This window comes from Pseudomonas sp. KUIN-1 (assembly GCF_009176725.1).
In the GTDB taxonomy this organism is placed as follows: domain Bacteria; phylum Pseudomonadota; class Gammaproteobacteria; order Pseudomonadales; family Pseudomonadaceae; genus Aquipseudomonas; species Aquipseudomonas fragariae.
Window position 1 is genome coordinate 785448 of the sequence record NZ_AP020337.1, and the last position, 22454, is coordinate 807901.

Genomic DNA, 22454 nt, shown 5'->3' on the forward strand with positions numbered 1-22454 from the left:
CCGGCGCGCTTGCCCTTATGGTTCGGCATCAGGTTCCACGCACCCGTCAAGGAAGCAAGCATGTCCGTTACAACCTCTCTGAGTGCAGGCTTCATGGTGGTTCAAGGCAACCGCCCGGATGAACTGCGCAGTCTGGTTGTGTCCTGGATGCGGCGATATCCATTGGCGCCCCTGGAAAACGAGATTGCTCTGGTGCAGAGCAACGGCATTGCACAGTGGCTGAAGCTGGCCTTGGCCGAAGATGCTCAGGATGAAGATAACGGTGGCTGTGGTATCGCTGCCGCCATAGACGTCCAGTTGCCCGGCAGTTTCATGTGGACGCTGTATCGCATGGTGCTGGGTGCGGACGAGATCCCCCAGACGTCCTTGCTCGACAAGACCCCTTTGACCTGGCGCTTGATGCGCTTGCTGCCGTCGCTGATCAATCAGCCGCACTTCGAACCGCTGCAGCGCTTCCTGACCGACGACACTGATCTGCGCAAGCGCTATCAATTGTCCGAACGCCTGTCCGATCTGTTCGACCAATATCAGGTTTACCGCGCTGACTGGCTGCAAGACTGGGCCGCTGGCCGCCATCAATTGCGCGACGTACGAGGTCAGTCCAGGCCATTGTCAGCCGCCAATTGCTGGCAAGCCGAACTGTGGCGCGCGCTGCTGGACGATGTCGGGGCTGAAGGGATGTCGCAGAGCCGTGCAGGCGTGCATCAGCGCTTCATCGAGCGCATCGGCAACATGACCGAAGCGCCACCGGGCCTGCCGGCACGGGTCATCGTTTTCGGCATTTCGTCACTGCCGGCACAAGCGCTCGAGGCGTTGGCAGGGCTGGCCAGGTTCAGTCAGGTTCTGCTCTGTGTGCACAATCCGTGTCGTCACCACTGGACCGATATCGTCGCTGACAAGGACCTGTTGCGTCACCAGTACAAGCGTCAGGCGCGCAAGAGCGGCATGCCGATGGTCCTCGACCCGCAAGCGCTGCATCAGCATGCTCATCCGTTGCTCGCGGCTTGGGGCAAGCAGGGACGTGATTACATCAACCTGCTGGACAGCCACGACGACCCACGCAGCTACCGTTCCTCGTTCAAGGACGAGCGGATTGACCTGTTCAGTGAGTCAGAGCCCACCAACCTCCTGAACCAACTGCAGGACGATATCCTCGAGCTGCGTCCGCTGGATGAAACCCGTGAGCTGTGGCCGGCAGTCAATCCTTCTGAGGACCGCTCGATCCGCTTCCATGTGGCTCACAGCGCGCAGCGCGAAGTAGAGGTGCTGCATGACCAGCTACTGGCGAGATTCAGCAAAGACCCTGGCCTGCGCCCGCGTGACGTGATTGTCATGGTCCCGGATATCGACAGCTATGCCCCGCACATACGAGCAGTATTCGGGCAGATCGAGCGCGAAGATCGTCGCTTCATCCCCTTTACGCTGGCTGACCAGGGCCAGCGCGGCCGCGAGCCGTTGCTGATTGCTGTCGAGCACCTGCTCAAACTCCCGGACAGCCGTTTCCCGGTCAGCGAGATTCTCGACCTGCTGGACGTTCCAGCCTTGCGCGCACGCTTCAGGATTCAGGAGCGTGACCTGCCAACACTGCATCGCTGGATAGAAGGCGCAGGTATTCGTTGGGGCCTCAATGCTCAACAGCGTGCCGGTCTGGGGCTGCCGGATGCCCTTGAGCAGAACAGCTGGCATTTCGGCCTGCGTCGCATGTTGCTGGGTTACGCGGTGGGTGCCGGCGCGGCTTACGACGGCATCGAACCCTACGATGAGATCGGCGGGCTTGATGCGGCGTTGATCGGTCCGCTGGTCGCGTTGATTGACGCCCTTCAGGTTGCCCACACAGAGTTGTCGACACCCACCACTCCGGAAGCGTGGGGTGCCCGCCTGCAATCGCTGCTGCAGTTGTTCTTTCTCGCCGACAGCGAGCATGACGACTACCTGCTTGCCCAGCTGGAAACACTGCGCGAGAACTGGCTGGAAACCTGTGCAACGGTAAGACTGACCGATGAGCTGCCGCTGACCGTTGTGCGTGAGGCCTGGCTGGCCGGGCTCGATCAAGGGCGCCTGTCCCAGCGTTTTCTGGCGGGCTCGGTCAACTTCTGCACGCTGATGCCCATGCGCGCCATCCCGTTCAAAGTGGTCTGCCTGTTAGGCATGAACGACGGCGATTACCCGCGTGCGCAACCGCCGCTGGATTTCGATCTGATGGGCAGCGATTACCGACCCGGCGACCGCTCCCGGCGTGAAGACGATCGCTATCTGTTGCTGGAAGCATTGCTCTCGGCCAGAGACCAGCTGTACGTCAGTTGGGTTGGCCATAGCATTCGTGACAACAGCGAGCGTCCAGCTTCGGTGCTCATCGGTCAGCTGCGCGATCACCTCGCCAGTGGCTGGAAGCTGGCCGGCGAGACCGATCCGGACGGTAAACACGATGATCAGCGCTTGCTGAAAGCCCTGACTGTGAATCACCCGTTGCAACCCTTCAGCGCCAATTACTTCCACGTCGGCACAGGTTATTTCAGCTTCGCCCGCGAGTGGCGCCTGCTGCATGAAACCGACCTTCAGGTGCCCGTGCCTCAAGCGCTGCCGGCTCATGAACAGGAAGAACCGCTGTCCATTGCGCAGTTACAGGATTTCCTGAGAAACCCGGTAAAGCACTTTTTCAGTCAGCGCCTGAAGATCTATTTCGAGGTGGCTGAAGCGCCGCTCGCCGATGAGGAACCGTTCGTGCTCGATGCCCTTGAGCGTTACGGCCTCAGTGAAAGCCTGCTCAGCGCAGCGATGGTTTCCCCTGACGGTATGGATGCCGCCCTGAAAACCCAGGCGCTGAAACTGCAAGCCAGTGGACTGCTGCCGCTCGCGGGCTTCGGCACCTTGATGCAGAGCGAACTGATCGAACCGCTGCCAGACGTACTCAGGCGCTACCACGATCTGTTGACCCTCTGGCCCGAGACCCTGAGCAGCGCTTTACCGATCGGCTTCAGCCATGCGGGTGTGAGCATCGACGGCTGGCTGGGCGGGCTGCACCGTAACGCCCGCGGCGAGCTATTGCTGGTCACCGCCATTCCCAACAGCATCGGCTCGAAAAAGACCCGCAAGTGGCACCGGCTGATTCGGCCGTGGGTCAATCACCTGGTGGCGTGCGCCTGCGACCTGCCGTTGAGCACGGCACTGGTCGCCAGCGATGAAACCCTGATGCTGGAGCCGCTGGACAAGGCGAGTGCCGTCACCACGCTCAATCACTTGCTGACGGCCTGGCTGCACGGCATGCAGGAACCCCTTCCGGTCGCGGTCAAAACTGCCTTCGCCTGGTTGGGCCAGCCTGCCGACAAAGCCGAAGCGGCTGCCCGCAAAGCCTACGAAGGTGACGGACAGACCAGCGATGGCGAGCGTCGCGAAAGTACGGCACTGACTCGGCAGTTCCCGGACTTTGACGCACTGATCGACAGTGAAGAATTTGCAGGCTGGTGCGAGACGCTCTACAAACCGATTTACGACGCGCCCTGGCAATCGTTGTCCGGCGGGGAGGGCGGCGCATGAGTAAGCAATCCCTTCCTCTGGCGCTGCGCTTCCCACTGCGCGGCAGCCAGTTGATCGAGGCCAGCGCCGGGACCGGCAAGACCTTCACCATCTCCGCCTTGTACTTGCGTCTGGTGCTCGGCCACGGTACCGAGCAGTGCGGCTTTGGTCGTGAACTGCTGCCGCCGCAGATCCTTGTGGTGACCTTTACCGACGCCGCGACCAAGGAACTGCGTGACAGAATTCGTACCCGGCTGGCGGAGGCTGCACGCTTCTTTCGTGACGAGATCCCTTCCCCCGATGGCCTGATTGCCGAGCTGCGTGAACAGTTTGAAGCGTCGCTATGGCCTGCCTGTGCCAGCCGTCTGGACATCGCCGCGCAGTGGATGGACGAGGCCGCGGTCTCGACCATCCACAGTTGGTGCCAGCGCATGTTGCGCGAGCACGCATTCGACAGCGGCAGTCTGTTCACCCAGACGCTGGAAACCGACCACAGCGATTTGCTCGGCGAAGTCCTGCGTGATTACTGGCGCCGCTTCTGTTACCCCATGAGCGGCGACGCGTTGACCTGGGTGCGGGAAAACCTCAGCGGCCCCGCGGCGTTGCTGCCGCGTGTGCGAGGTCTGTTCGGACGCGAGCGCAGCCCACTCACCCAGGAACCGGCCGAACTGATCGCGGCGTCATTGCAAGAGCGCCGGGCAGCGCTTGCCGCGCTGAAAGCGCCGTGGGCCGTTTGGTCCGACGAGTTGTATGCGCTGTGTCAGGACGCGGTCGCTCGCAAGGCAGTCGATGGCCGCAAAATGCAGGAGCGCTATTTCAAACCCTGGTTCGAAAAGCTTGCCGCCTGGGCCGCTGACGACACACAGGAAGCGCTGGATCTGGGCACCGGTTTCACTCGTCTGACCCCCGACGGCATTGCCGAAGCCTGGAAGGGCGATCCACCTGCGCACCCGGCCTTCGAGGCCATGGCACAGCTGAAGGCGGCGCTCGATGGCTTGCCCAAACCGGACGCTGCCGTGTTGCAGCATGCGGCGCAGTGGGTCAGTGTCCGCTTTGAAGAAGAGAAGCGTCGCCGCGCCGAGATGGGCTTTGATGACATGCTGCTCAGGCTCGACGCGGCCCTGCATGCCGCTGGCGGCGAGCGTCTGGCCACCCTGATTCGCGAGCAGTTTCCGGTGGCGTTGATCGACGAATTCCAGGACACCGACCCGGTCCAGTACCGGATCTTCGACAGCATCTATCGTCTCGAGGCCAACGATGAGCAGACCGGGCTGTTCCTGATCGGTGACCCGAAACAGGCGATCTATGCCTTTCGCGGCGCCGATATCTACACCTACCTGCGTGCCCGGCAGGCTACCGATGGCCGTTGGCATACGCTGGACACCAACTACCGCTCCAGTCATGCGATGGTCGAGTCGGTCAACCACGTCTTCACGCGGGCAGAGCAACGTGAGCAAGGTCGCGGTGCGTTCCTGTTTCGTGATGAGCACGGCAATCAGGTGCCGTTCTCCGATGCGCTGGCCCAAGGCCGCAAAGAGACGCTGCACGTCGACGGTGCACCCCTGACGGCGCTGACGGTCTGGCACCTGCAAAGTGACCAGCCGGTATCCGGCGTGGTTTATCGTCAACAGTTGGCAGCCAGTTGCGCGAGCGAGATCGTGCGTCTGCTCAATGCCGGTCAGCAGGGTAGTGCCGGTTTCGTCACGCCCGACAGCACACTGCGCGGGCTGCGTCCGGCCGACATTGCGATTCTGGTCCGCGACGGCAAGGAAGCGCAGGCGGTGCGTCAGCAACTGACCGCGCGGGGTGTGCGCAGCGTGTACCTGTCCGACAAGGATTCCGTGTTTGCCGCTCAGGAAGCCCACGACCTGCTGTCCTGGCTCAAGGCCTGTGCCGAGCCGGACTCCGAGCGCACGCTGCGTGCCGCGCTGGCGTGTATCACGCTGGACCTGCCGCTGGCCGAGCTGGAACGCCTGAATCAGGACGAGCTGGCATGGGAGCGGCGCGTCATGCAGTTTCGTGGCTATCGCGCCATATGGCGCAGCCAGGGCGTGCTGCCGATGCTGCGTCGTCTGCTGCACGACTTTGCCCTGCCACAGACCTTGATGACCCGCAGCGACGGCGAGCGAGTACTCACCAACCTGCTGCACCTGTCTGAGCTGCTGCAGCAGGCCGCCGCCGAACTGGATGGCGAACAGGCGCTGATCCGTCATCTGGGCGACCACTTGGCACTCTCCGGTCAGGCCGGGGAAGAGCAGATCCTGCGCCTGGAAAGCGACGAGCAACTGGTCAAGGTGGTTACTATTCACAAGTCCAAGGGCTTGCAGTATCCGCTGGTGTTCCTGCCGTTCATTTGCTCGTCGAAACCGGTGGACGGCAGTCGCTTGCCGCTGCAGTTTCATGACGCCGACGGCAAGTCGCAGATCAGCCTGCAGCCTACCGAGGCGCTGATTCAGCAAGCTGATGACGAACGTCTGGCCGAAGACCTGCGTTTGCTCTACGTCGCACTGACCCGATCGGAACATGCCTGCTGGCTGGGCGTCGCCGACCTCAAGCGCGGCAATGCCAACACCTCCATGCTGCACCGTTCCGCACTGGGTTACCTGCTGGGCGGTGGCGCAGCGCTGGCCGAGTCGGCGGAGTTGAACATCTGGTTGCGTGATCTGGCCCAGGGGTGTGGCGCAATTGCCTTGCAGCCTGTTCCGGAGCCCACCGACGAGCGCTTCAGTGCGCCGCGCAACGCAGCGGCGCTGGTCAAGCTGCTGGTGCCCAAACGCCGCGCTGCCGAGAACTGGTGGATCGCGTCCTACAGTGCCCTGCGTATCGGCGACACGGTGACGGCCGGTGCCGATGAATCGCCTGACAGCCCGCAGGCACAGAAACTGTTCGACGACGAGCGTCTGGACCCCGAAGCCCCGCGCGACATCCTGACCAGCGGTGGCGATATCCATCGTTTTCCGCGTGGCCCCAATCCCGGCACCTTTCTGCACGGGTTGCTCGAGTGGGCTGGCAACGAAGGTTTTGCAAATACCGCGCACGTGCCGGACAAACTGCAGGACGCCGTCGCCCGTCGCTGTAATCGGCGCGGTTGGGCGGGCTGGATCAATACCCTGAGCGATTGGCTGCAGCACCTGCTGAACATGCCGCTGCGCCTGTCGCCTGATGCCGCACCGGTGGCCTTGGGCGAGCTGGATCAGCCCAATCAGTACCGTGTGGAAATGGAATTCTGGTTCGCCAGCAATAACGTCAACGTCGCGCAAATGGACGCCCTCGTGCGCCGCTTCACCCACGACAACGCGCCGCGTGCTGCGACCGAGACGGTCTCGCTCAACGGCATGTTCAAGGGCTTTATCGACCTGACGTTCGAACACGAAGGCCGGTATTACGTGGCGGACTACAAGTCCAACTGGCTGGGCAGCGACGACAGTGCTTACACCCCGCTGGCCATGGAAACCGCCATTCTAGACAACCGCTACGACCTGCAATACGTCCTGTACCTGCTGGCTCTGCACCGCCAGCTCAAGACGCGGATGGCCGACTACGATTACGACCAGCACATGGGCGGCGCGCTGTACCTGTTCCTGCGCGGTAGTCGCTCAGCCTCTCAGGGCGCGTATTTCGCCCGTCCGCCACGTGAGCTGATCGAAAGTCTGGACCTGCTGTTTCAGGGCAAACCGATAGCGCATGACCTGCCGGGAGCATTGGCATGAGCCGCTCGTTCGATGATCTGTTGCCTACTGCGCTGGACGACATCAGCCTCGCTGAGTTGAGCCCGCTGGTGCGTGTCGGCGATCTGCTGATCCTGCTCGAACGTTGGGTCGAGCGCGGCTGGTTGCGTGCTCTGGACAAGGCGTTCGTCGCGTTCCTCAGTGACCTCGATCCGCAGGCCGATCCGTTGGTGCTGGTGGCAGCGGCGCTTACCAGTCATCAGCTCGGCCACGGCCACGTCTGCCTTGATCTGTACGAGACCCTCAAAGAACCGGACTTCGCCCTGTCACTGCCACCTGAAGGCGATCAGCAGAGCGCGCCGATGCTGCTGCCCTCACAACTTCTGGCAGCACTGGATGGCGCCGCCTGGTGCCAGGCGCTGGCAGGCAGCATGCTGGTCGCCGAGGTGGGCGATTCAAGTGCCGAAGCGCGACAAAAACCGCTGGTGCTTGCCGAGCGACGTCTGTACCTGCGTCGCTACTGGACTTACGAACGGCGTATCGCTGCCGCCTTGCGTCAGCGCCTGGCCCAGCGTGAAACGCCGCCGGAGGGGCTGCCGCAGCAGCTCGACGCGTTGTTCGGCCCGGCCGATTCTTCGCCACAAGCCGTTATCGACTGGCAGAAACTTGCCTGCGCACTGGCGACCCGCAAGGGCTTCAGCATCATCACCGGCGGCCCCGGCACCGGCAAAACCACCACGGTGGTACGCCTGCTGGCCTTGTTGCAGGCCCCGGCGGTACAGAGTGGCCAACCGCTGCGCATCCGGCTCGCGGCGCCCACCGGCAAGGCGGCGGCACGTCTGACCGAGTCCATCAGTCAACAGGTGCAGAGCCTGGATGTCAGTGACGACGTACGCCAGAAAATCCCCAGCGAGGTGACCACCGTCCACCGCCTGCTGGGCAGTCGCCCCGGTACCCGGCACTTCCGCCACCACGCGGGCAATTTACTGCCGATCGACGTGCTGGTGGTTGATGAAGCCTCCATGATCGACCTGGAAATGATGGCTAACCTGCTCGACGCACTGCCGCCGCATGCACGCATGGTTCTGCTGGGTGACAAGGACCAGCTGGCATCCGTTGAGGCGGGGGCGGTACTCGGGGATTTGTGCCGCGACGCCGAAGAAGGTTTCTACAGCCCCGACACCCAGGCCTGGCTGGAAGCCGTCAGCGGCGAAGACCTCGGCAAGGGCGGTTTGCGCCAGGGCGATGCGCAGCAGCATCCGTTGGCCCAGCAAGTGGTGATGCTGCGCCACTCACGTCGCTTCGGCCAAGGCAGTGGGATCGGCCAGTTGGCCCGGCTGGTCAACCAGCAACAGGACCAACAGGCCCGCGCGCTGCTGTCGGCGGGCAGTCATGACGACCTGTTCGCCTTGGCTCTCAAGGGCGAGCAGGACCTCAAGTTCGAACGCCTGGTGCTCGACGGTCTTGGCAGGGGCGAGCAAGGTCCGCAGGGTTACCGGCATTACCTGAACGTACTCGCCGCCGAGCGGCCCGCCGACGATTCGGCACTGGACGACGCGTGCTGGACCCGCTGGGCGCGCTCGGTACTCAGCGCCTTCGACGCTTTTCAACTGCTGTGTGCCGTGCGCAAAGGCCCGTGGGGCGTGGAAGGCTTGAACCAGCGCATCACGCACGCGCTGTTCAGCGCGAAGCTGATCGAAAGCGAACAGCAATGGTACGAAGGTCGCCCGGTGCTGATGACCCACAACGACTACGGCCTCGGCCTGATGAACGGCGACATCGGCATCACTTTGCGCCTGCCTGAGCGCGACGGCGAGGGCAAACAGGTGTTGCGCGTCGCCTTCCCCCGCAACGACGGCAGCGAAGGCGTACGCTTCGTCCTGCCCAGCCGCCTCAACGAGGTCGAAACCGTGTACGCCATGACCGTACACAAATCCCAGGGCTCGGAATTCGCCCACACCGCCCTGATCCTGCCCGAAGCGCTCAACCCGGTACTGACCAAGGAGCTCATCTACACCGGCATCACCCGCGCCAAGCACTGGTTCAGCCTCATCGAACCGCGCCAGGGCATCTTCGAAGAAGCCCTGCGCCGCAAGGTCAAACGCCTGAGTGGGTTGATGCTGGGGCTTTGATCATGTCCGTGCTGTCTGGCGATTCGTTACCGTGCATTGCAGGTACGAAGTCGAGCGCCATAATCCCTATGCGCTTCAACCGGGTTCAAGGGTCAATTGAAAAGGCCAGGGTGTAACTGCATGACGGCGGATAAAGCGTGTGCTGTGGTTCTGCGAGACCGGGGAGTGCTGGAGATTCTGGCATTCGAGCATCCGTTGGCGGGCCTGCAATTGGTGAAGGGCAGTGTGGAACCAGGCGAGTCAACTTGCGCGGCTGCTGTGCGGGAGTTAATGGAGGAGGCCGGGATTCAAGCGACAGCAAAGCGAAACCTGGGTGAGTGGCACTCCACCATAACGGGACATATCTGGGCATTTCATGAATGTCAGGTGGCTCAAGACCTTCCCGATAGCTGGGTGCATTTTGCAGAGGATGATGGAGGACACGATTTCAGATTCTTCTGGCATCCGCTGATGAGTGAGCCGTCTGACAGATGGCATCATATTTTCAAGGATGCCTTGAGCTTTCTCAGGGAGACCGTTACTTGAGTCTGGGTATGGGTCAGCTCTTCTTTAGATGCCGGGAGTGTTTTCTGTGTTTACTCATTGGCTGTGCCGAGTTTGACGTGGCGCGGGTAGCACGCCTCAGGGCTGGAAGGGGTCTGGTCGCCCCGGACACTGTTTCAGACGAGCAATGACGTCAGGCGCCGTTTTTGCTGTGTCGATCCTGCCGATATCATCAAGATAGATGTCTATCGTACTTCCCCATTTAGGCGTGATGTCGATGCACCGCTTGAAACCCTTATCGGTCCACCAATCGAACATCATGAAGAAGTCCTTATCAGGGAATATGTAGCTGAACTCAACGGCTGAGCCGCCGTGCCTGATATCGCCCCTGTGGATTCTGTCCTGAATGTTCCACACGTATCGAAACTCCTCCTTGCTATTCGGAGAAAAATTGACCGCTACGACCGGCGAGGAAAAATACCAAAAAGCCACAGGAAGGATGCCGAGTAGAAGAAACATCCAGCGGCCAAATCGGATCTTGGGTTTATGGACAGGCATGTATCTGGACCCCTTTACCCCATGCCTGGGGCGGTACTGCAAGCACTTCGTCCATGATCATTTTGGCAGTGACGCTTCCTTTAGGATGTCGTCCGCGTTCTGCTTGGGTGCTGTGATGGGTGTACGTTGGTGGTGCTGGTAGGGCACCTTAGGACCGAAAAGGGTCAGGTTCCCCAGCACACTGTTTTAAACGAGCGATAACATCATGGTCAGTCGCAGCAGTGTCGATTCGACCTTTATCATCAAGGTAAATGTCTATCATTCGCCCCCATTTCGGCGTTACGTAGAAACACCTCTGAAATCCCTTGTCGGTCCACCAGTCGAACCTCATGAAGAAGTCTTTATCAGGGAAGATTTGGCCCCACTCGACCGCTGAGCCGCCACCTGCGGGCATGTCACCTTTATAAATTTGATGCTGAGTGTTCCAGATGTATCGAAACTCGTCCTTTCCTTCGTGAGAAAAATTTACTGCTACGACTGGAGACGCTAAGTACCAAAAGGCCATAGGGCCGACCAATAGGCCAACAAGCAGCCAACGGCCATACCCGGTTTTAGTTTTGCTTGCATTTGTGTTCACGGATGCCTTTTCCCCATGCTCCAGGTGCTACTGCAAGAACTTCCTTCATTACCATTTGTGCCGTAATTCCACCGGTGGGGTTTTGGCTGAACAGCTTGATCCCAATGCTAATCGAAATCCGGTCTGGGGCGTCGTCCCATGCACGGAGTCCATCAATGTCGGCCGAGCGATTAGGCCCCGGAAGTTTTCTTTCCTCTTTCGGTTTCTGTAGGACCTCGACTGCTTTCCTGAGTGTGTCTGAAACGATCTGCTCAGCACCTGCGCCATCCAAAAGGATGCTTTCGGAAAGCCCACCAACTCGCCCGACGTATCCATAGTGAATGTTCGACCAGATGTCATAGAAGTAATCGTAATCGCCCTGTTTGTGGTAGACGACGCCATCGTATTTCGCGGCGAGTATCGGCTTGTGGTCCCACGGGCGATTCTGACCAACACGTTCTGCCCAGATGGCAAAAGCCTTTGCTTGCATACCGGCCGCCATGCTGTAGAAATCGGGGCCGGGACCAAGGCGCAAGTAAAATGGAAGCGTCTCATACTCCTTCATCTTTGCCGCCGCATCGAAGCTATTGAGGTCTCTCATCTGTCGAACTGCGGGACTATTGATGTTGGCGTTCATCTCTCCAGCAATATAAGTCGCCAGCTCTTCCATCCTGTCAGGGTGTTTGCAAACAACAGGTTCCGCTTTTGGCTAAGGCTTCGCCTCTGACTCCCTAGCGGCAGCCTTAGGTTCTAAGGGCACCTTAGTGCCGGAAAGGATCAGGTTCGCCCTCACATTTTTTCAAGCGTTCAATAATGGCGGGAGATGTTTTGTTAATGTCGACTCTACCCGATTCCGTTAGGTATATATCTAACGTAGCCCAGCGCTTGGGCGTTATGTCGATACATCTCATATGGCCCTTGATGGGGCCCCAAAAGAAAACCATAAAAAAGTCTTCATCGGGGAATAGATGACCAACATCAGATGACGCTTCTCCCGGAAGCATCCTCTCTCTATGAATTTGGTGTTGCGTATCCCATACTAAACGAAGTTCATCGGTAGCTTCTTTGGAGTAATGAATAACTACGCTGGGGGTAGCAGCATACCAAGCCGTTAGCAGAGCTATAAACGCGAACAAAACTGCATGACGCAACTTAAGTTTTCTCACATTGATGATCAATGACACCTGCTCCCCATGCTTGTGGTGCAACCGAAAGAACCTCTTTCATTATCATTTTCGCTGTTATGCCACCATGAGGATGCAGGTTAAAGAGTTTAATCCCGATCCCGACAGATATTCGGTCGGGATCGTCGTCCCAAGCGCGGAGTCCCTCTACGTTCTCGGCACGTTGAGGCCCCCGGTGTTTTCTGCTTACCGGTGGTTTGGTTATGTCACTGATCGCCCCGACAGAGTCTGAGACTATCTGCTCTAACCCCGCACCGTCGGCAAGCACGCTTTCTGAAAGACCGCCTGCGCGGCCAACATAACCGTAGTGGATGTTAGACCAAATATCATAAAAATACTCGTACTCTCCTTGCTTGTGGTAATACCCACCGAACTTCTTATGGATTTTCGGCTTGTGGTCCCAATCCCTATACTGCCCTACACGCTCAGTCCAAATCACCAACGCAGCAGCGCCATTTGCTGCGCCAATAGTTTGGGGGTTCGTCGCGCCAACTTGAGCATACCAAGGCAGGTCCATTTGCTTGCGAGTCTCTTCGGCAACGTCATAACTGAGCAGTTTTTTCATTTTCAAAACAGAAGGGTGATGAATATTGCGATTCATCTCGTCCGCAATGTATGTCGCCAGCTCTTCCATCCTGTCAGGGTGTTTGCAAACAACAGATTCCGCCCTTGGCTCAGGCTGCGCATCTGACTTCTTACCGGCTGCCTCAGGGCCTACCAAAGCGTTCGCCGCCAAGGCTTTCTCCGTGAGCTTCGGGTCAGCCAGCAAGGTCGCCATCTTCTCGTCGTCCACGGAACCGTCTGGCCGGAAGGCCCCCAGCGCCATGAAATTGATAATGGTCGCGCCACCAGCGTCACCCATGACGAAGCCGCCACCAACATTGCTTGAGCCGGTGATGATTGTCCCGCCGTGACTGGTGGGGCTTCCCAGGTGGGCCATGGGACGGCCATTCACCAGAATGGAAGGAAAGCCTGCAGTGATGACCGCGCCACACCCGCAGGTATCCCCCACACGTGCCGCGCCCATGCCGTTGATGTTGACGTCACCGGATGCAGAAGCGATAGGCGTTGTACCGTGCCCCGGCAATGGGCAGGCGTGCTTGTCGCCCAATCGGGCTGAAGAAATCATTGCATGCCGTCCCTGCGTTTTTGATCCGTAGACAACCAGCGTTTAGTTGACGCGTGGGAGGCTACCGGAAGCGCAAAAAGCGGTATGTAGGGGAAATCTTAGTTTTGCGAAGGACCTTGAGAATCTGATCGAAAAGTCGGGGTCACCTCAATGGGAGCGAACCAGCATCCGTGTGACAAACCGCCAACTCCGGTCTGCCCCGCTACGAAACGGCCACCTGATCCCTTGAAAATCGGTCACGACACAAAGCGAATAGCGCAGTTTTCCCCTAACAAAAACCCCTTATTCAACTCCGTCACCTCCCGAATGTAATCCCACAGCAACGTGATCCGCTTCAACTTGCGCAGGTCCTCCCGGCAGTACATCCAGAATTGACGAGTGATGTTCACTTCCTCCCTCAGCACCGGCAGCAGCCGTGGGTCTTGGGCGGCGAGGAAGCATGGCAGGATGGCCAGTGCGCGGCCCTGCAGGGCGGCGGTGTATTGGGCGATGACGCTGGTGCTGCGCAGTTGTGCCTGGGCGTTGGGGAGCAGGTTGCTCATGTATAGCAGCTCGGAGCTGAACGCCAGGTCATCGACGTAGCTGATGAAGACGTGCTCGCTCAGGTCCGCCTTGTGTTCGATGGGCGAGTGGTTGTCGAGGTAGGCCTGGGTCGCGTACAGACCCAGGCTGTAATCGCAGAGCTTGCAACACACGTAGGGGCCGTGCTCGGGGCGCTCCAGGGCGATGACGATATCCGCCTCGCGTTTCGACAGGCTGATGAAGTGCGGCAGCGGCAGGATGTCCAGCGAAATGCTCGGGTAGCTGTCGAGAAAGTGGCTCAGTTGCGGGGTGATGAAGAAGCTGCCGAAGCCTTCGGTGCAGCCCATACGCACATGCCCGGACAGCGCGACGCTGGACCCGGAAACCTGCTCGCAGGCCATGTGCAGTGTGCTTTCGATGGACTCGGCATAACCCAGCAGGCGCTGACCTTCGGCGGTCATGATGAAGCCGTTGTTGCGCGATTTCTCGAACAGCAGTGTGCCCAGCGAGGTTTCCAGCGAGTTGATGCGCCGCGACACGGTGGTGTAGTCGACGCCCAAGCGGCGGGCCGCGCTGCTGACTTTTCGGGTGCGTGCCACCTCGAGGAAAAACTTCAGGTCATCCCAGTTCAACAGCCCCAGGGAGGTGATGTTTTTTTGCATGTTGACCCTGCTTTTATCTGCGTTCTTGTTAGAAGTTTGCACATCTATACTCCAAAGCACGCCCCCTGACCAATTCAAAAACAAGACTGCCGGGAGGCCACGATCATCCTTCTGCACAGGCTGTGGATGCGTGGTTTGCTGAAGGGAGAATCGCTGAAATGAATGCTTCACTGAACCACACGACGACCTCGATTGCTCGCGTGAAACTGCTGATCAACGGCGAGTGGACTGACTCGCAAAGCAGCGAATGGCAAGACATCGTCAATCCCGCCACTCAGGAAATCCTCGCCCAGGTGCCATTCGCCACGGCCAGTGAAGTGGACGCCGCCGTCGCTGCCGCTCACGTGGCCTATCGAACCTGGCGGGAAACACCCATCGGTGTGCGTATGCGCATCATGCTCAAGTTGCAGGCGCTGATCCGCGAGCACTCCAAGCGCATCGCGGCGGTACTCAGTGCCGAGCAGGGCAAGACGCTGGCCGATGCCGAGGGCGATATCTTTCGGGGACTGGAAGTGGTCGAGCACGCCTGTTCGATCGGCACGCTGCAAATGGGCGAGTTTGCCGAGAACGTCGCCAGCGGCGTTGACACCTATACGCTGCGCCAGCCGATCGGTGTGTGCGCCGGGATCACGCCGTTCAACTTCCCGGCGATGATTCCGCTGTGGATGTTTCCGATGGCGATCGCCTGCGGCAATACATTCGTGCTCAAGCCTTCCGAGCAGGATCCGCTGTCGACCCTGTTGCTGGTCGAGCTGGCGATCGAGGCGGGGGTGCCGCCCGGTGTGCTCAATGTGGTGCATGGTGGCAAGGAGGTGGTGGACGCGATCTGCACGCACAAGGACATCAAGGCTGTTTCCTTCGTCGGTTCGACGGCGGTCGGCACGCATGTCTACGATCTGGCCGGTCGGCATGGCAAGCGGGTGCAGGCAATGATGGGGGCGAAGAATCATGCCGTCGTGCTACCTGATGCCAACCGTGAGCAAACGCTGAATGCGCTGGTAGGCGCAGGTTTTGGTGCGGCGGGTCAGCGGTGCATGGCCACCTCTGTGGTGGTGCTGGTCGGCGCGTCGAAACAGTGGCTGCCCGACCTTAAGGCGCGGGCGCAGAAACTCAAGGTCAATGCCGGCCAGGAACCGGGCACCGACATCGGGCCGGTGATTTCACGACGGGCCAAACAACGCATTCTGGATCTGATCGAGAGCGGTGTGCGTGAAGGCGCGACGCTGGAACTGGATGGTCGGGAGGTTTCGGTGCCGGGTTACGAGGGCGGCAACTTCGTGGGGCCGACCTTGTTCTCGGGCGTCACCACCGACATGCAGATCTACACCCAGGAGATTTTCGGGCCAGTGCTGGTGGTGCTGGAAGTCGACACCCTCGATGAGGCTATCGCGCTGGTCAACGCCAACCCGTTCGGCAACGGCACCGGGCTGTTCACCCAGAGCGGCGCGGCGGCGCGCAAGTTCCAAAGCGAGATCGATGTCGGGCAGGTCGGGATCAATATTCCAATTCCCGTGCCGGTGCCGTTTTTCAGTTTTACCGGCTCGCGGGGTTCCAAACTGGGCGATCTGGGCCCGTACGGCAAACAGGTGGTGCAGTTCTACACTCAGACCAAGACCGTCACCAGCCGCTGGTTCGATGACGACAGCGTCAACGATGGCGTGAACACCACGATCAATCTGCGCTGAGCGCTGGCGGTCAATTCGCCCGGGAGAACAACCATGAACATCGCATTTATCGGTCTGGGCAATATGGGCGCGCCCATGGCCCGCAACCTGATCAGAGCCGGTCACGCCTTGCAGGTGTTCGACCTCAACAAGAGCGTACTGGCTGAATTCGCCGAGCTGGGCGCACAGGTCAGCGATTCACCCGCACAGGCGGCCCAAGGCACTGAACTGGTCATCACCATGCTGCCCGCCGCGGCGCACGTGCGCAGCGTGTACCTGAATGACGACGGCGTTTTGAAGGGGATCTCGCCCGGAGTTCCGGCGGTTGATTGCAGCACCATCGACCCGCAGACCATTCGCGACATCGCCGCGGTCGCTGCGCAGCAAGGCGTGGTGTTGGGCGATGCGCCGGTGTCGGGCGGCACCGGTGGGGCGCAGGCCGGTACGTTGACCTTCATGGTCGGAGGCTCTGCCGGTCATTTCGCTGTGCTCAAACCAGTGCTGGAACAGATGGGCCGCAACATCGTGCATTGTGGTGACGTGGGCACCGGCCAGATCGCCAAGATCTGCAACAACATGCTGCTGGCGATTTCCATGATCGGCGTGGCTGAGTCCATGGCGCTGGGCAATGCACTGGGTATCGACACCGAAGTGCTGGCCGGCATCATCAACACCTCGACGGGCCGTTGCTGGAGTTCGGAGGCCTACAACCCGTGGCCCGGCATCGTCGAAAGCGCGCCCGCGTCACGCGGTTACAGCGGTGGCTTTGGCGCCGAGCTGATGCTCAAGGATCTGGGGCTGGCAACCGAGGCCGCGCGCTCGGCGCATCAACCGGTCATCCTCGGCGCAGTGGCGCAACAGCTGTATCAGGCCATGAGCCTGCGTGGCGATGGCGGCAAGGATTTCTCGGCGATCATTGAGGGGTATCGCCCGAAAGCGTAGGTGTCGCACGTGTCGGGGATAAGCGGGGCGTTAATGTGTATCCGGTTTTTACAGTAGGAAAACGTGGCAGAACCGGATACTTTGGACTTCGTCAGACCCGCGCAGGGATGCTCGGTACGCTTCGACGAGAAGTGCCGCATCCCTCGTCTAGAGGCTGGCGCTTCACATCAAACGTCCCTGACCCAGAAAAAGAAGAGATCGACCATGAAGTTCGAACCCCTCGCCAGATCGTTGATCGCGACGGCATTGATTGTCGCGTATTCCCCCACATTCGCCGCGTCACAAGCCCCGGTCGCCGCCGAAAACGGCATGGTCGTCACGGCTCAGCACCTGGCTACCCACGTGGGTGTCGATGTACTCAAGGCTGGTGGTAATGCGGTCGATGCGGCCGTAGCGGTTGGCTACGCGCTGGCGGTGGTCTATCCCGCTGCCGGCAACCTCGGCGGTGGTGGTTTCATGACCATTCAACTGGCCGACGGGCGCAAGACCTTCCTCGACTTCCGTGAAAAGGCACCATTGGCGGCCACCGCCGATATGTACCTGGACAAGGACGGCAAGGTCATCCCTGATCTGAGTGCCAAGGGCCATCTGGCCGTCGGTGTTCCGGGCACTGTCTCCGGTATGGAAATGGCCCTGAGCAAGTACGGCACCCGCAAGCGTGAAGAGGTCATCGCCCCGGCGATCAAGCTCGCCGAGGAAGGTTTTGTGCTGGGCCAGGGCGATGTCGACATGCTGTCGAGCGCCACGGATGTGTTCAAGGCGGACATGGCCGATTCCGGTTCGATCTTCCTCGACAAGGGCGAGCCGATGCAGGTCGGTCAGAAGCTGGTGCAGAAAGACCTGGCCAAGACCCTCAAGGAAGTGTCCGAGAAGGGCAGCGACGGTTTCTACAAGGGCTGGGTTGCCAAGGCACTGGTCGATTCCAGCCAGGCCGGCAAGGGCATCATCACCCAGGCTGACCTCGACCATTACAAGACCCGCGAGCTGGCTCCGGTCGAATGTGACTACCGTGGCTACCACGTGGTCTCGGCACCGCCTCCGAGCTCCGGTGGTGTGGTCATCTGCCAGATTCTGAACATCCTCGAAGGCTACCCGATGAAAGAGCTGGGCTTCCGCTCGGCGCAGGGCATGCATTATCAGATCGAGGCCATGCGTCACGCCTACGCAGACCGCAACAGCTACCTGGGCGACCCGGACTTCGTCAAGAACCCGGTCGAGCACCTGCTGGACGTCAAGTATGCCGCCAAGCTGCGCGCTGCCATCGATCCGCAAAAGGCCGGTGACTCGAACAAGATCAAACCCGGCGTCGCGCCCCATGAAGGCAGCAACACCACTCACTATTCGATTGTCGATAAATGGGGCAATGCGGTTTCGGTGACCTATACCCTGAACAACTGGTTCGGCGCGGGCGTCATGGCCAGCAAGACCGGCGTGATCCTCAACGACGAAATGGATGACTTCACCGTCAAGGTCGGCGTGCCCAACATGTACGGACTGGTGCAGGGCGAAGCCAACGCCATCGCGCCGGGCAAGACGCCGCTGTCGTCGATGAGCCCGACCATTGTCACCAAGGACGGCAAGGCGGTGATGGTCGTCGGCACGCCGGGCGGCAGCCGCATCATTACCGCCACGCTGCTGACCATGCTCAATGTCATCGACTACGGCATGAACATTCAGGAAGCGGTGGACGCGCCGCGTTTCCACCAGCAATGGCAGCCTGAGGAAACCAACATCGATACCTTCGCGGTCAGCCCTGACACGCTGAAGATTCTCCAGAGCTGGGGTCAAAAGTTCGCAGGTCCGCAGCCGCTCAATCATGTGGCGGCGATTCTGGTGGGCGCGCCTTCGCTGGGTGGCAAACCGGTCGGTAACAACCGCTTCTACGGCGCCAACGACCCGCGTCGCAACACTGGGTTGTCGCTCGGCTATTGAGTCACGCTGCCAGTCACGCCACGGCCCTAAGCTTCAGGGTCGTGGCGTTTTGCGTTCTGAGGTCTGCTCAGTTACGCACCCAGCGCTGCCTGCTCCAGCCGCTCAACGCGTCGACGGCGAATACCAGTATCAGCATGGCCAGAATCACGGTGCTGGCCTGCGCTTCCTGAAACAGGCTGAGGCTGACATACAGCATCTGCCCCAGACCGCCCGCGCCGACAAAACCCAGTACGCTGGCCATGCGAATGTTGTTCTCCCAGCGATACAGCGTATACGCCAGCAGTTGTGGCCAGAGGTTGGGCAGGGTGCCGTAGCTGAACGCCTGCCAGGCGCTGCCGCCCTGCAGACGAATCGCTGCCGCGGGTTGCGGCGCGGTATTTTCCAGCGCCTCGGCAAACAGACGGCCCAGAACGCCGGTGGTGTGCAGCGCCAATGCCAGCGTGCCGGCATTGGGGCCGAGCCCGGCAGCCAGCACCATCAACACGGCCCACACCAGTTCCGGAATGGCGCGCAGCGCATTGAGCAGCAGGCGACTCAGGCTGCGCAGGAACCAACCGAAGCGTCCGGCAGCGGGCAGGGCCAGGAGCAAACCTGCAATGGCGGCCAGCAAGGTGCCAAGCGCAGACATGGCCAGGGTTTCCAGGGCACCCTGGCCGATTGCCTGCAGATGAGGGCCGCTCAGGTCCGGGCTCATGAAGCGCAACGCGTAACGGCCCATCTGCGTCAGGTTGTCGTGGCTGCCCAGGGTGAACAGGTCGAGGCCGAGGTACACAAACGATGCGGCCACGGCCGCAATCATCGTCAGCACCAGCAGCAGATTGCCAGCGCGCTTCATGTGAACTGTCTGCGTAGCAAACGGCTGAGCTGGTCGGCGAGCAGCACCAGCAGCAGGAAGGTCAGCAGCATGCTCGCCACTTCGCCACCGGCGAACATGCGCATCGACAGGTCGATCTGCTGACCCAGTCCGCCTGCGCCGACGAAGCCCATGACCACCGAAGCGCGCACGGCGCACTCCCAGCGGTACACGGTGTAGGAGGTCAGTTCGGCTGCTGCATTGGGCAGGATGCCGTAAGCCAGTGCGGCCAGGCGACCACTGCCTGCCTGAAGCAGCGCGTGGGCCGGGCGTTGGTCCACCGATTCGAAAATCTCCGCGTACACCTTGCCGAGCATGCCTGCATAGGTGATGGCGATGGCCAGCACGCCCGCCGTCGGGCCCAGGCCGACCGCGCGCACGAACAACAGCGCCCAGACGATTTCCGGCACGCTGCGCAGAAAGATCAACACCCCGCGTGCAGGCCAGCGCAGGCACTGGCCGGGCCAGCCGGGGCGGCCGCCGCGTGAGGCGGCCGACAGCGACAATGCCTGGCTGGCGAGCAGGCTTGCCGGAACGGCCAGCAGCAGCGCAAGGGCTATGCCAGCTGTGGCGATCGCCAGGGTTTGCAGCGTCGCATCCAGCAGCAGCCCGAGGAATTCCGCAGAGTGCGCCACCGGCCAGAACCCGGCGAGAAAGCTGCCCATCGTCCGCGCATTATCGGCTTGCAGCAGTACCAGCGGATTCAGTTCGGCCAGACGAATGCCCGGCCAGAGCAGGGCGACCGCCAGCAACGTCAGCAACAGGCGCGGCGTTGCCGCCGGGTCGCGCTGATCCCGACTCAGCATCGCGGCGTCCAGCGTGTTTCAGCCGCATCCGAAACCGGCTGAGGGCTGAGTTGTTCATTGGCATACAGCGTGTCGAGATGCTCCCGGCCGACCTCGCTGGCGGCGAGGTCGAAGTGAATGCGCCCGTCGCGCACCCCGATGATTCGCGGAAAATGCGCCAGCGCCAGTTCCACCGCATGCAGGCTGGCGACCAGCGTCACGTTGTGCTCGATGGCGTGCTGACCCAGCAGCGCCAGGGTGTGATCGGCGAGGCGCGGGTCCATCGCCGAAACCGGCTCGTCGGCCAGCAGCAGTTCGGGTTGCTGATACAAGGCGCGGGCAATGCCGACACGTTGCAGCTGTCCGCCGGACAACTGCTGGCAACGTTCGAACAGTTTGTCCGCCAGGTCCAGACGTGCCAGCACCTCACGGGCGCCGCTGATGTCGAGTGGATGCAGCAGGTTCAGCAGGCTTTTGCCCAGCCCCCATTGACCAAGCCTGCCCGCCGACACCGCAGTCACCACCCGCTGGCGCGCCGGCAACGGCGGTGCCTGATGAATCAGCGCAATGCGGCTGCGCAGGCGCTGGCGTCGTGTGCTGGAGAGCTGCCAGGGATCAGTCCCCAGCACCTGCAGTTGCCCGGCACTGGGCGGCAGAGCGCTGGCCAGCAGGTTGAGCAGCGTGGTCTTGCCCGCACCGGACGGCCCGATGATCGCTACCCGTTCGCCACGAGCGATGCTCAGGTCCAGGCCGCGCAACGCCAGTGTGCCGTCGCTGTGGCGCAGCTCGATGGCGGACAGACGCAGGGTCATTTCAGCAGGTCGGCAGCGCGTGCGGCTTCTTCGATGCCTTTGTAGTTCTCTGGCTTGGTTTCGATGAAGCGGCTGGCGGCCTGAAGATCGAGGATCGCCTTCTGCTCCGGGTTGGCCGGGTCGAGGTCGAGGAAAGCCTGTTTGATCTTCGCTGCCAGTGCCGGGTCGAGGCTGCCGCGTACGGTCCAGTTGTAGTCGAAATAAGCCGGTGTGGTCTGGAAGACATGAACCTTGTTGGTGTCGACCTTGCCGCTGGCGACCAGCTTGTCCCACACGCTGGCATTGAGCACGCCTGCATCGACCTTGCCCGCCTGAACCCACGCGGCGGTTGCGTCATGCGCGCCGGAATAGGCGACGCGGCTGAAGAACGTTTCCGGCTTGATGTTTTCCTTGAGCATGAAATAGCGCGGCATCAGGCTGCCGGATGTCGACGACACCGAGCCGAAGGCAAAGGTCTTGCCCTTGAGGTCTGCCAGGGTTTTCACGTTCGGATCGGAGGTGATGAATTTGCTGGTGAACTTGGCGTCCTGCTCACGCTGTACCAGTGGCACCGCATTACCGGTCTTGAGGTTGACCTGAACGAAGGTGAAACCGCCCAGCCAGGCCATGTCGAGCCGGTCAGTGGCCAGCGCTTCGACCACTGCCGGGTAATCCGCGACCGGAACGAACTCGACCTTCATGCCCAGCCGTTGCTCCAGATAAGCTCCCAGCGGCTTGAACTTGCGCAGCAGTTCGGTGGGCGCTTCGTCGGGAATGGCCGAGACGCGCAGGGTGTCGGCAGCGTGGCTGGTCAGGGCGGAGAAGGACAGGGCAAGGCCGGCGGCGAGCGCCAGGGTACGCTTGAGCATGGGGGTTCTCCGGTTCAATAGCGGAAAAAGGATAGCCTGAAGCCCGCGTGCACGAGCAGGCGGCGCTTCACAGGATTCGGTGATGATGCGCGGGGATTATAAGAGGCATGGCGAGAAAGGCCAGTTCGGCAGATTCATCGCCCGAATGCGCGACCGGCGCACGACGCGGTTTGCGCTGATAAGGGAACAGCCCCTAGACTCCACAGCCTGT

At 60.9% G+C, this 22454-nt stretch carries 15 protein-coding genes and 2 pseudogenes; 7 read left to right on the forward strand and 10 right to left on the reverse strand.

From position 1 onward, the window contains the following. The first annotated feature begins 60 nt into the window (after positions 1–60). The 4 genes from recC (at position 61) to KUIN1_RS03735 (ending at position 9838) form a co-directional block, all read left to right on the forward strand. Positions 61–3534, forward strand: coding sequence for an exodeoxyribonuclease V subunit gamma (gene recC / locus KUIN1_RS03720; protein ID WP_103714270.1), 3474 nt, complete (start codon positions 61–63; stop codon positions 3532–3534). Further along, positions 3531–7223 (forward strand): exodeoxyribonuclease V subunit beta, encoded by a 3693-nt coding sequence (recB, locus tag KUIN1_RS03725; RefSeq protein WP_116886763.1) that lies wholly within the window; start codon positions 3531–3533, stop codon positions 7221–7223. Before recC ends, recB begins: the two co-directional genes overlap by 4 nt. Then, positions 7220–9313, forward strand: a complete 2094-nt coding sequence (recD, locus tag KUIN1_RS03730) for an exodeoxyribonuclease V subunit alpha (protein WP_103754435.1) — start codon at positions 7220–7222, stop codon at positions 9311–9313. The genes recB and recD overlap by 4 nt, the downstream gene beginning before the upstream one ends. A gap of 120 nt (positions 9314–9433) precedes the next feature. Next, positions 9434–9838, forward strand: a complete 405-nt coding sequence (locus KUIN1_RS03735; RefSeq protein ID WP_003403563.1) for an NUDIX hydrolase — start codon at positions 9434–9436, stop codon at positions 9836–9838. 96 nt (positions 9839–9934) lie between these two features. Here KUIN1_RS03735 and KUIN1_RS03740 read toward each other — a convergent pair whose 3' ends face one another. The 6 genes and pseudogenes from KUIN1_RS03740 to KUIN1_RS03765 form a co-directional block, all read right to left on the reverse strand. Continuing rightward, positions 9935–10354, reverse strand: coding sequence for a hypothetical protein (locus KUIN1_RS03740; protein ID WP_003403562.1), 420 nt, complete (start codon positions 10352–10354; stop codon positions 9935–9937). Next, positions 10341–10445 (reverse strand): annotated as a pseudogene (locus tag KUIN1_RS28465) (polymorphic toxin type 44 domain-containing protein); the annotation flags it as partial. The pseudogene KUIN1_RS28465 and the gene KUIN1_RS03740, both read right to left, overlap by 14 nt. Before the next feature lie 57 nt (positions 10446–10502). Further along, complete coding sequence (locus KUIN1_RS27890; protein ID WP_024651282.1) at positions 10503–10859, reverse strand: hypothetical protein; 357 nt, start codon at positions 10857–10859, stop codon at positions 10503–10505. Positions 10860–10905: 46 nt separating this feature from the next. Continuing rightward, positions 10906–11658 (reverse strand): annotated as a pseudogene (locus KUIN1_RS03750) (polymorphic toxin type 44 domain-containing protein); the annotation flags it as partial. A gap of 404 nt (positions 11659–12062) precedes the next feature. Then, on the reverse strand, positions 12063–13223 hold the full coding sequence (locus KUIN1_RS03760) for a polymorphic toxin type 44 domain-containing protein (RefSeq protein ID WP_116886764.1): 1161 nt from the start codon (positions 13221–13223) through the stop codon (positions 12063–12065). 236 nt (positions 13224–13459) lie between these two features. Continuing rightward, positions 13460–14407 carry a LysR family transcriptional regulator gene (locus KUIN1_RS03765; protein ID WP_116886765.1) on the reverse strand — a complete coding sequence of 316 codons (948 nt, stop codon included), beginning with the start codon at positions 14405–14407 and terminating at the stop codon, positions 13460–13462. 158 nt (positions 14408–14565) lie between these two features. Between KUIN1_RS03765 and KUIN1_RS03770 the strand changes: the two genes are divergently transcribed. The 3 genes from KUIN1_RS03770 to ggt all read left to right on the forward strand — a co-directional run bounded on the left by KUIN1_RS03770 (position 14566) and on the right by ggt (position 18945). After that, positions 14566–16092: a CoA-acylating methylmalonate-semialdehyde dehydrogenase gene (locus KUIN1_RS03770; RefSeq protein ID WP_103714261.1), complete on the forward strand. Its 1527-nt coding sequence runs from the start codon at positions 14566–14568 to the stop codon at positions 16090–16092. A 33-nt stretch (positions 16093–16125) separates the two neighbouring features. Further along, positions 16126–17013, forward strand: a complete 888-nt coding sequence (gene mmsB / locus KUIN1_RS03775; protein WP_003403556.1) for a 3-hydroxyisobutyrate dehydrogenase — start codon at positions 16126–16128, stop codon at positions 17011–17013. 204 nt (positions 17014–17217) lie between these two features. Continuing rightward, the gene (gene ggt / locus KUIN1_RS03780) at positions 17218–18945 is read left to right on the forward strand and encodes a gamma-glutamyltransferase (RefSeq protein WP_024651286.1); all 1728 of its coding nucleotides are present in this window, start codon (positions 17218–17220) and stop codon (positions 18943–18945) included. Between the two features lie 67 nt (positions 18946–19012). Here ggt and phnE read toward each other — a convergent pair whose 3' ends face one another. Genes phnE through KUIN1_RS03800 form a run of 4 tightly spaced genes read right to left on the reverse strand, consistent with a single transcriptional unit; the run spans position 19013 to position 22243 of the window. Continuing rightward, positions 19013–19780, reverse strand: coding sequence for a phosphonate ABC transporter, permease protein PhnE (gene phnE / locus KUIN1_RS03785; RefSeq protein WP_116830677.1), 768 nt, complete (start codon positions 19778–19780; stop codon positions 19013–19015). Further along, positions 19777–20604: a PhnE/PtxC family ABC transporter permease gene (locus KUIN1_RS03790; RefSeq protein ID WP_096127241.1), complete on the reverse strand. Its 828-nt coding sequence runs from the start codon at positions 20602–20604 to the stop codon at positions 19777–19779. Before KUIN1_RS03790 ends, phnE begins: the two co-directional genes overlap by 4 nt. Next, positions 20598–21395, reverse strand: a complete 798-nt coding sequence (locus tag KUIN1_RS03795; protein WP_116800309.1) for a phosphonate ABC transporter ATP-binding protein — start codon at positions 21393–21395, stop codon at positions 20598–20600. The genes KUIN1_RS03790 and KUIN1_RS03795 overlap by 7 nt, the downstream gene beginning before the upstream one ends. Continuing rightward, entirely contained in the window at positions 21392–22243 is an 852-nt protein-coding gene (locus KUIN1_RS03800) for a putative selenate ABC transporter substrate-binding protein (protein WP_003408408.1), read from the reverse strand. Before KUIN1_RS03800 ends, KUIN1_RS03795 begins: the two co-directional genes overlap by 4 nt. Between the last annotated feature and the right edge of the window lie 211 nt (positions 22244–22454).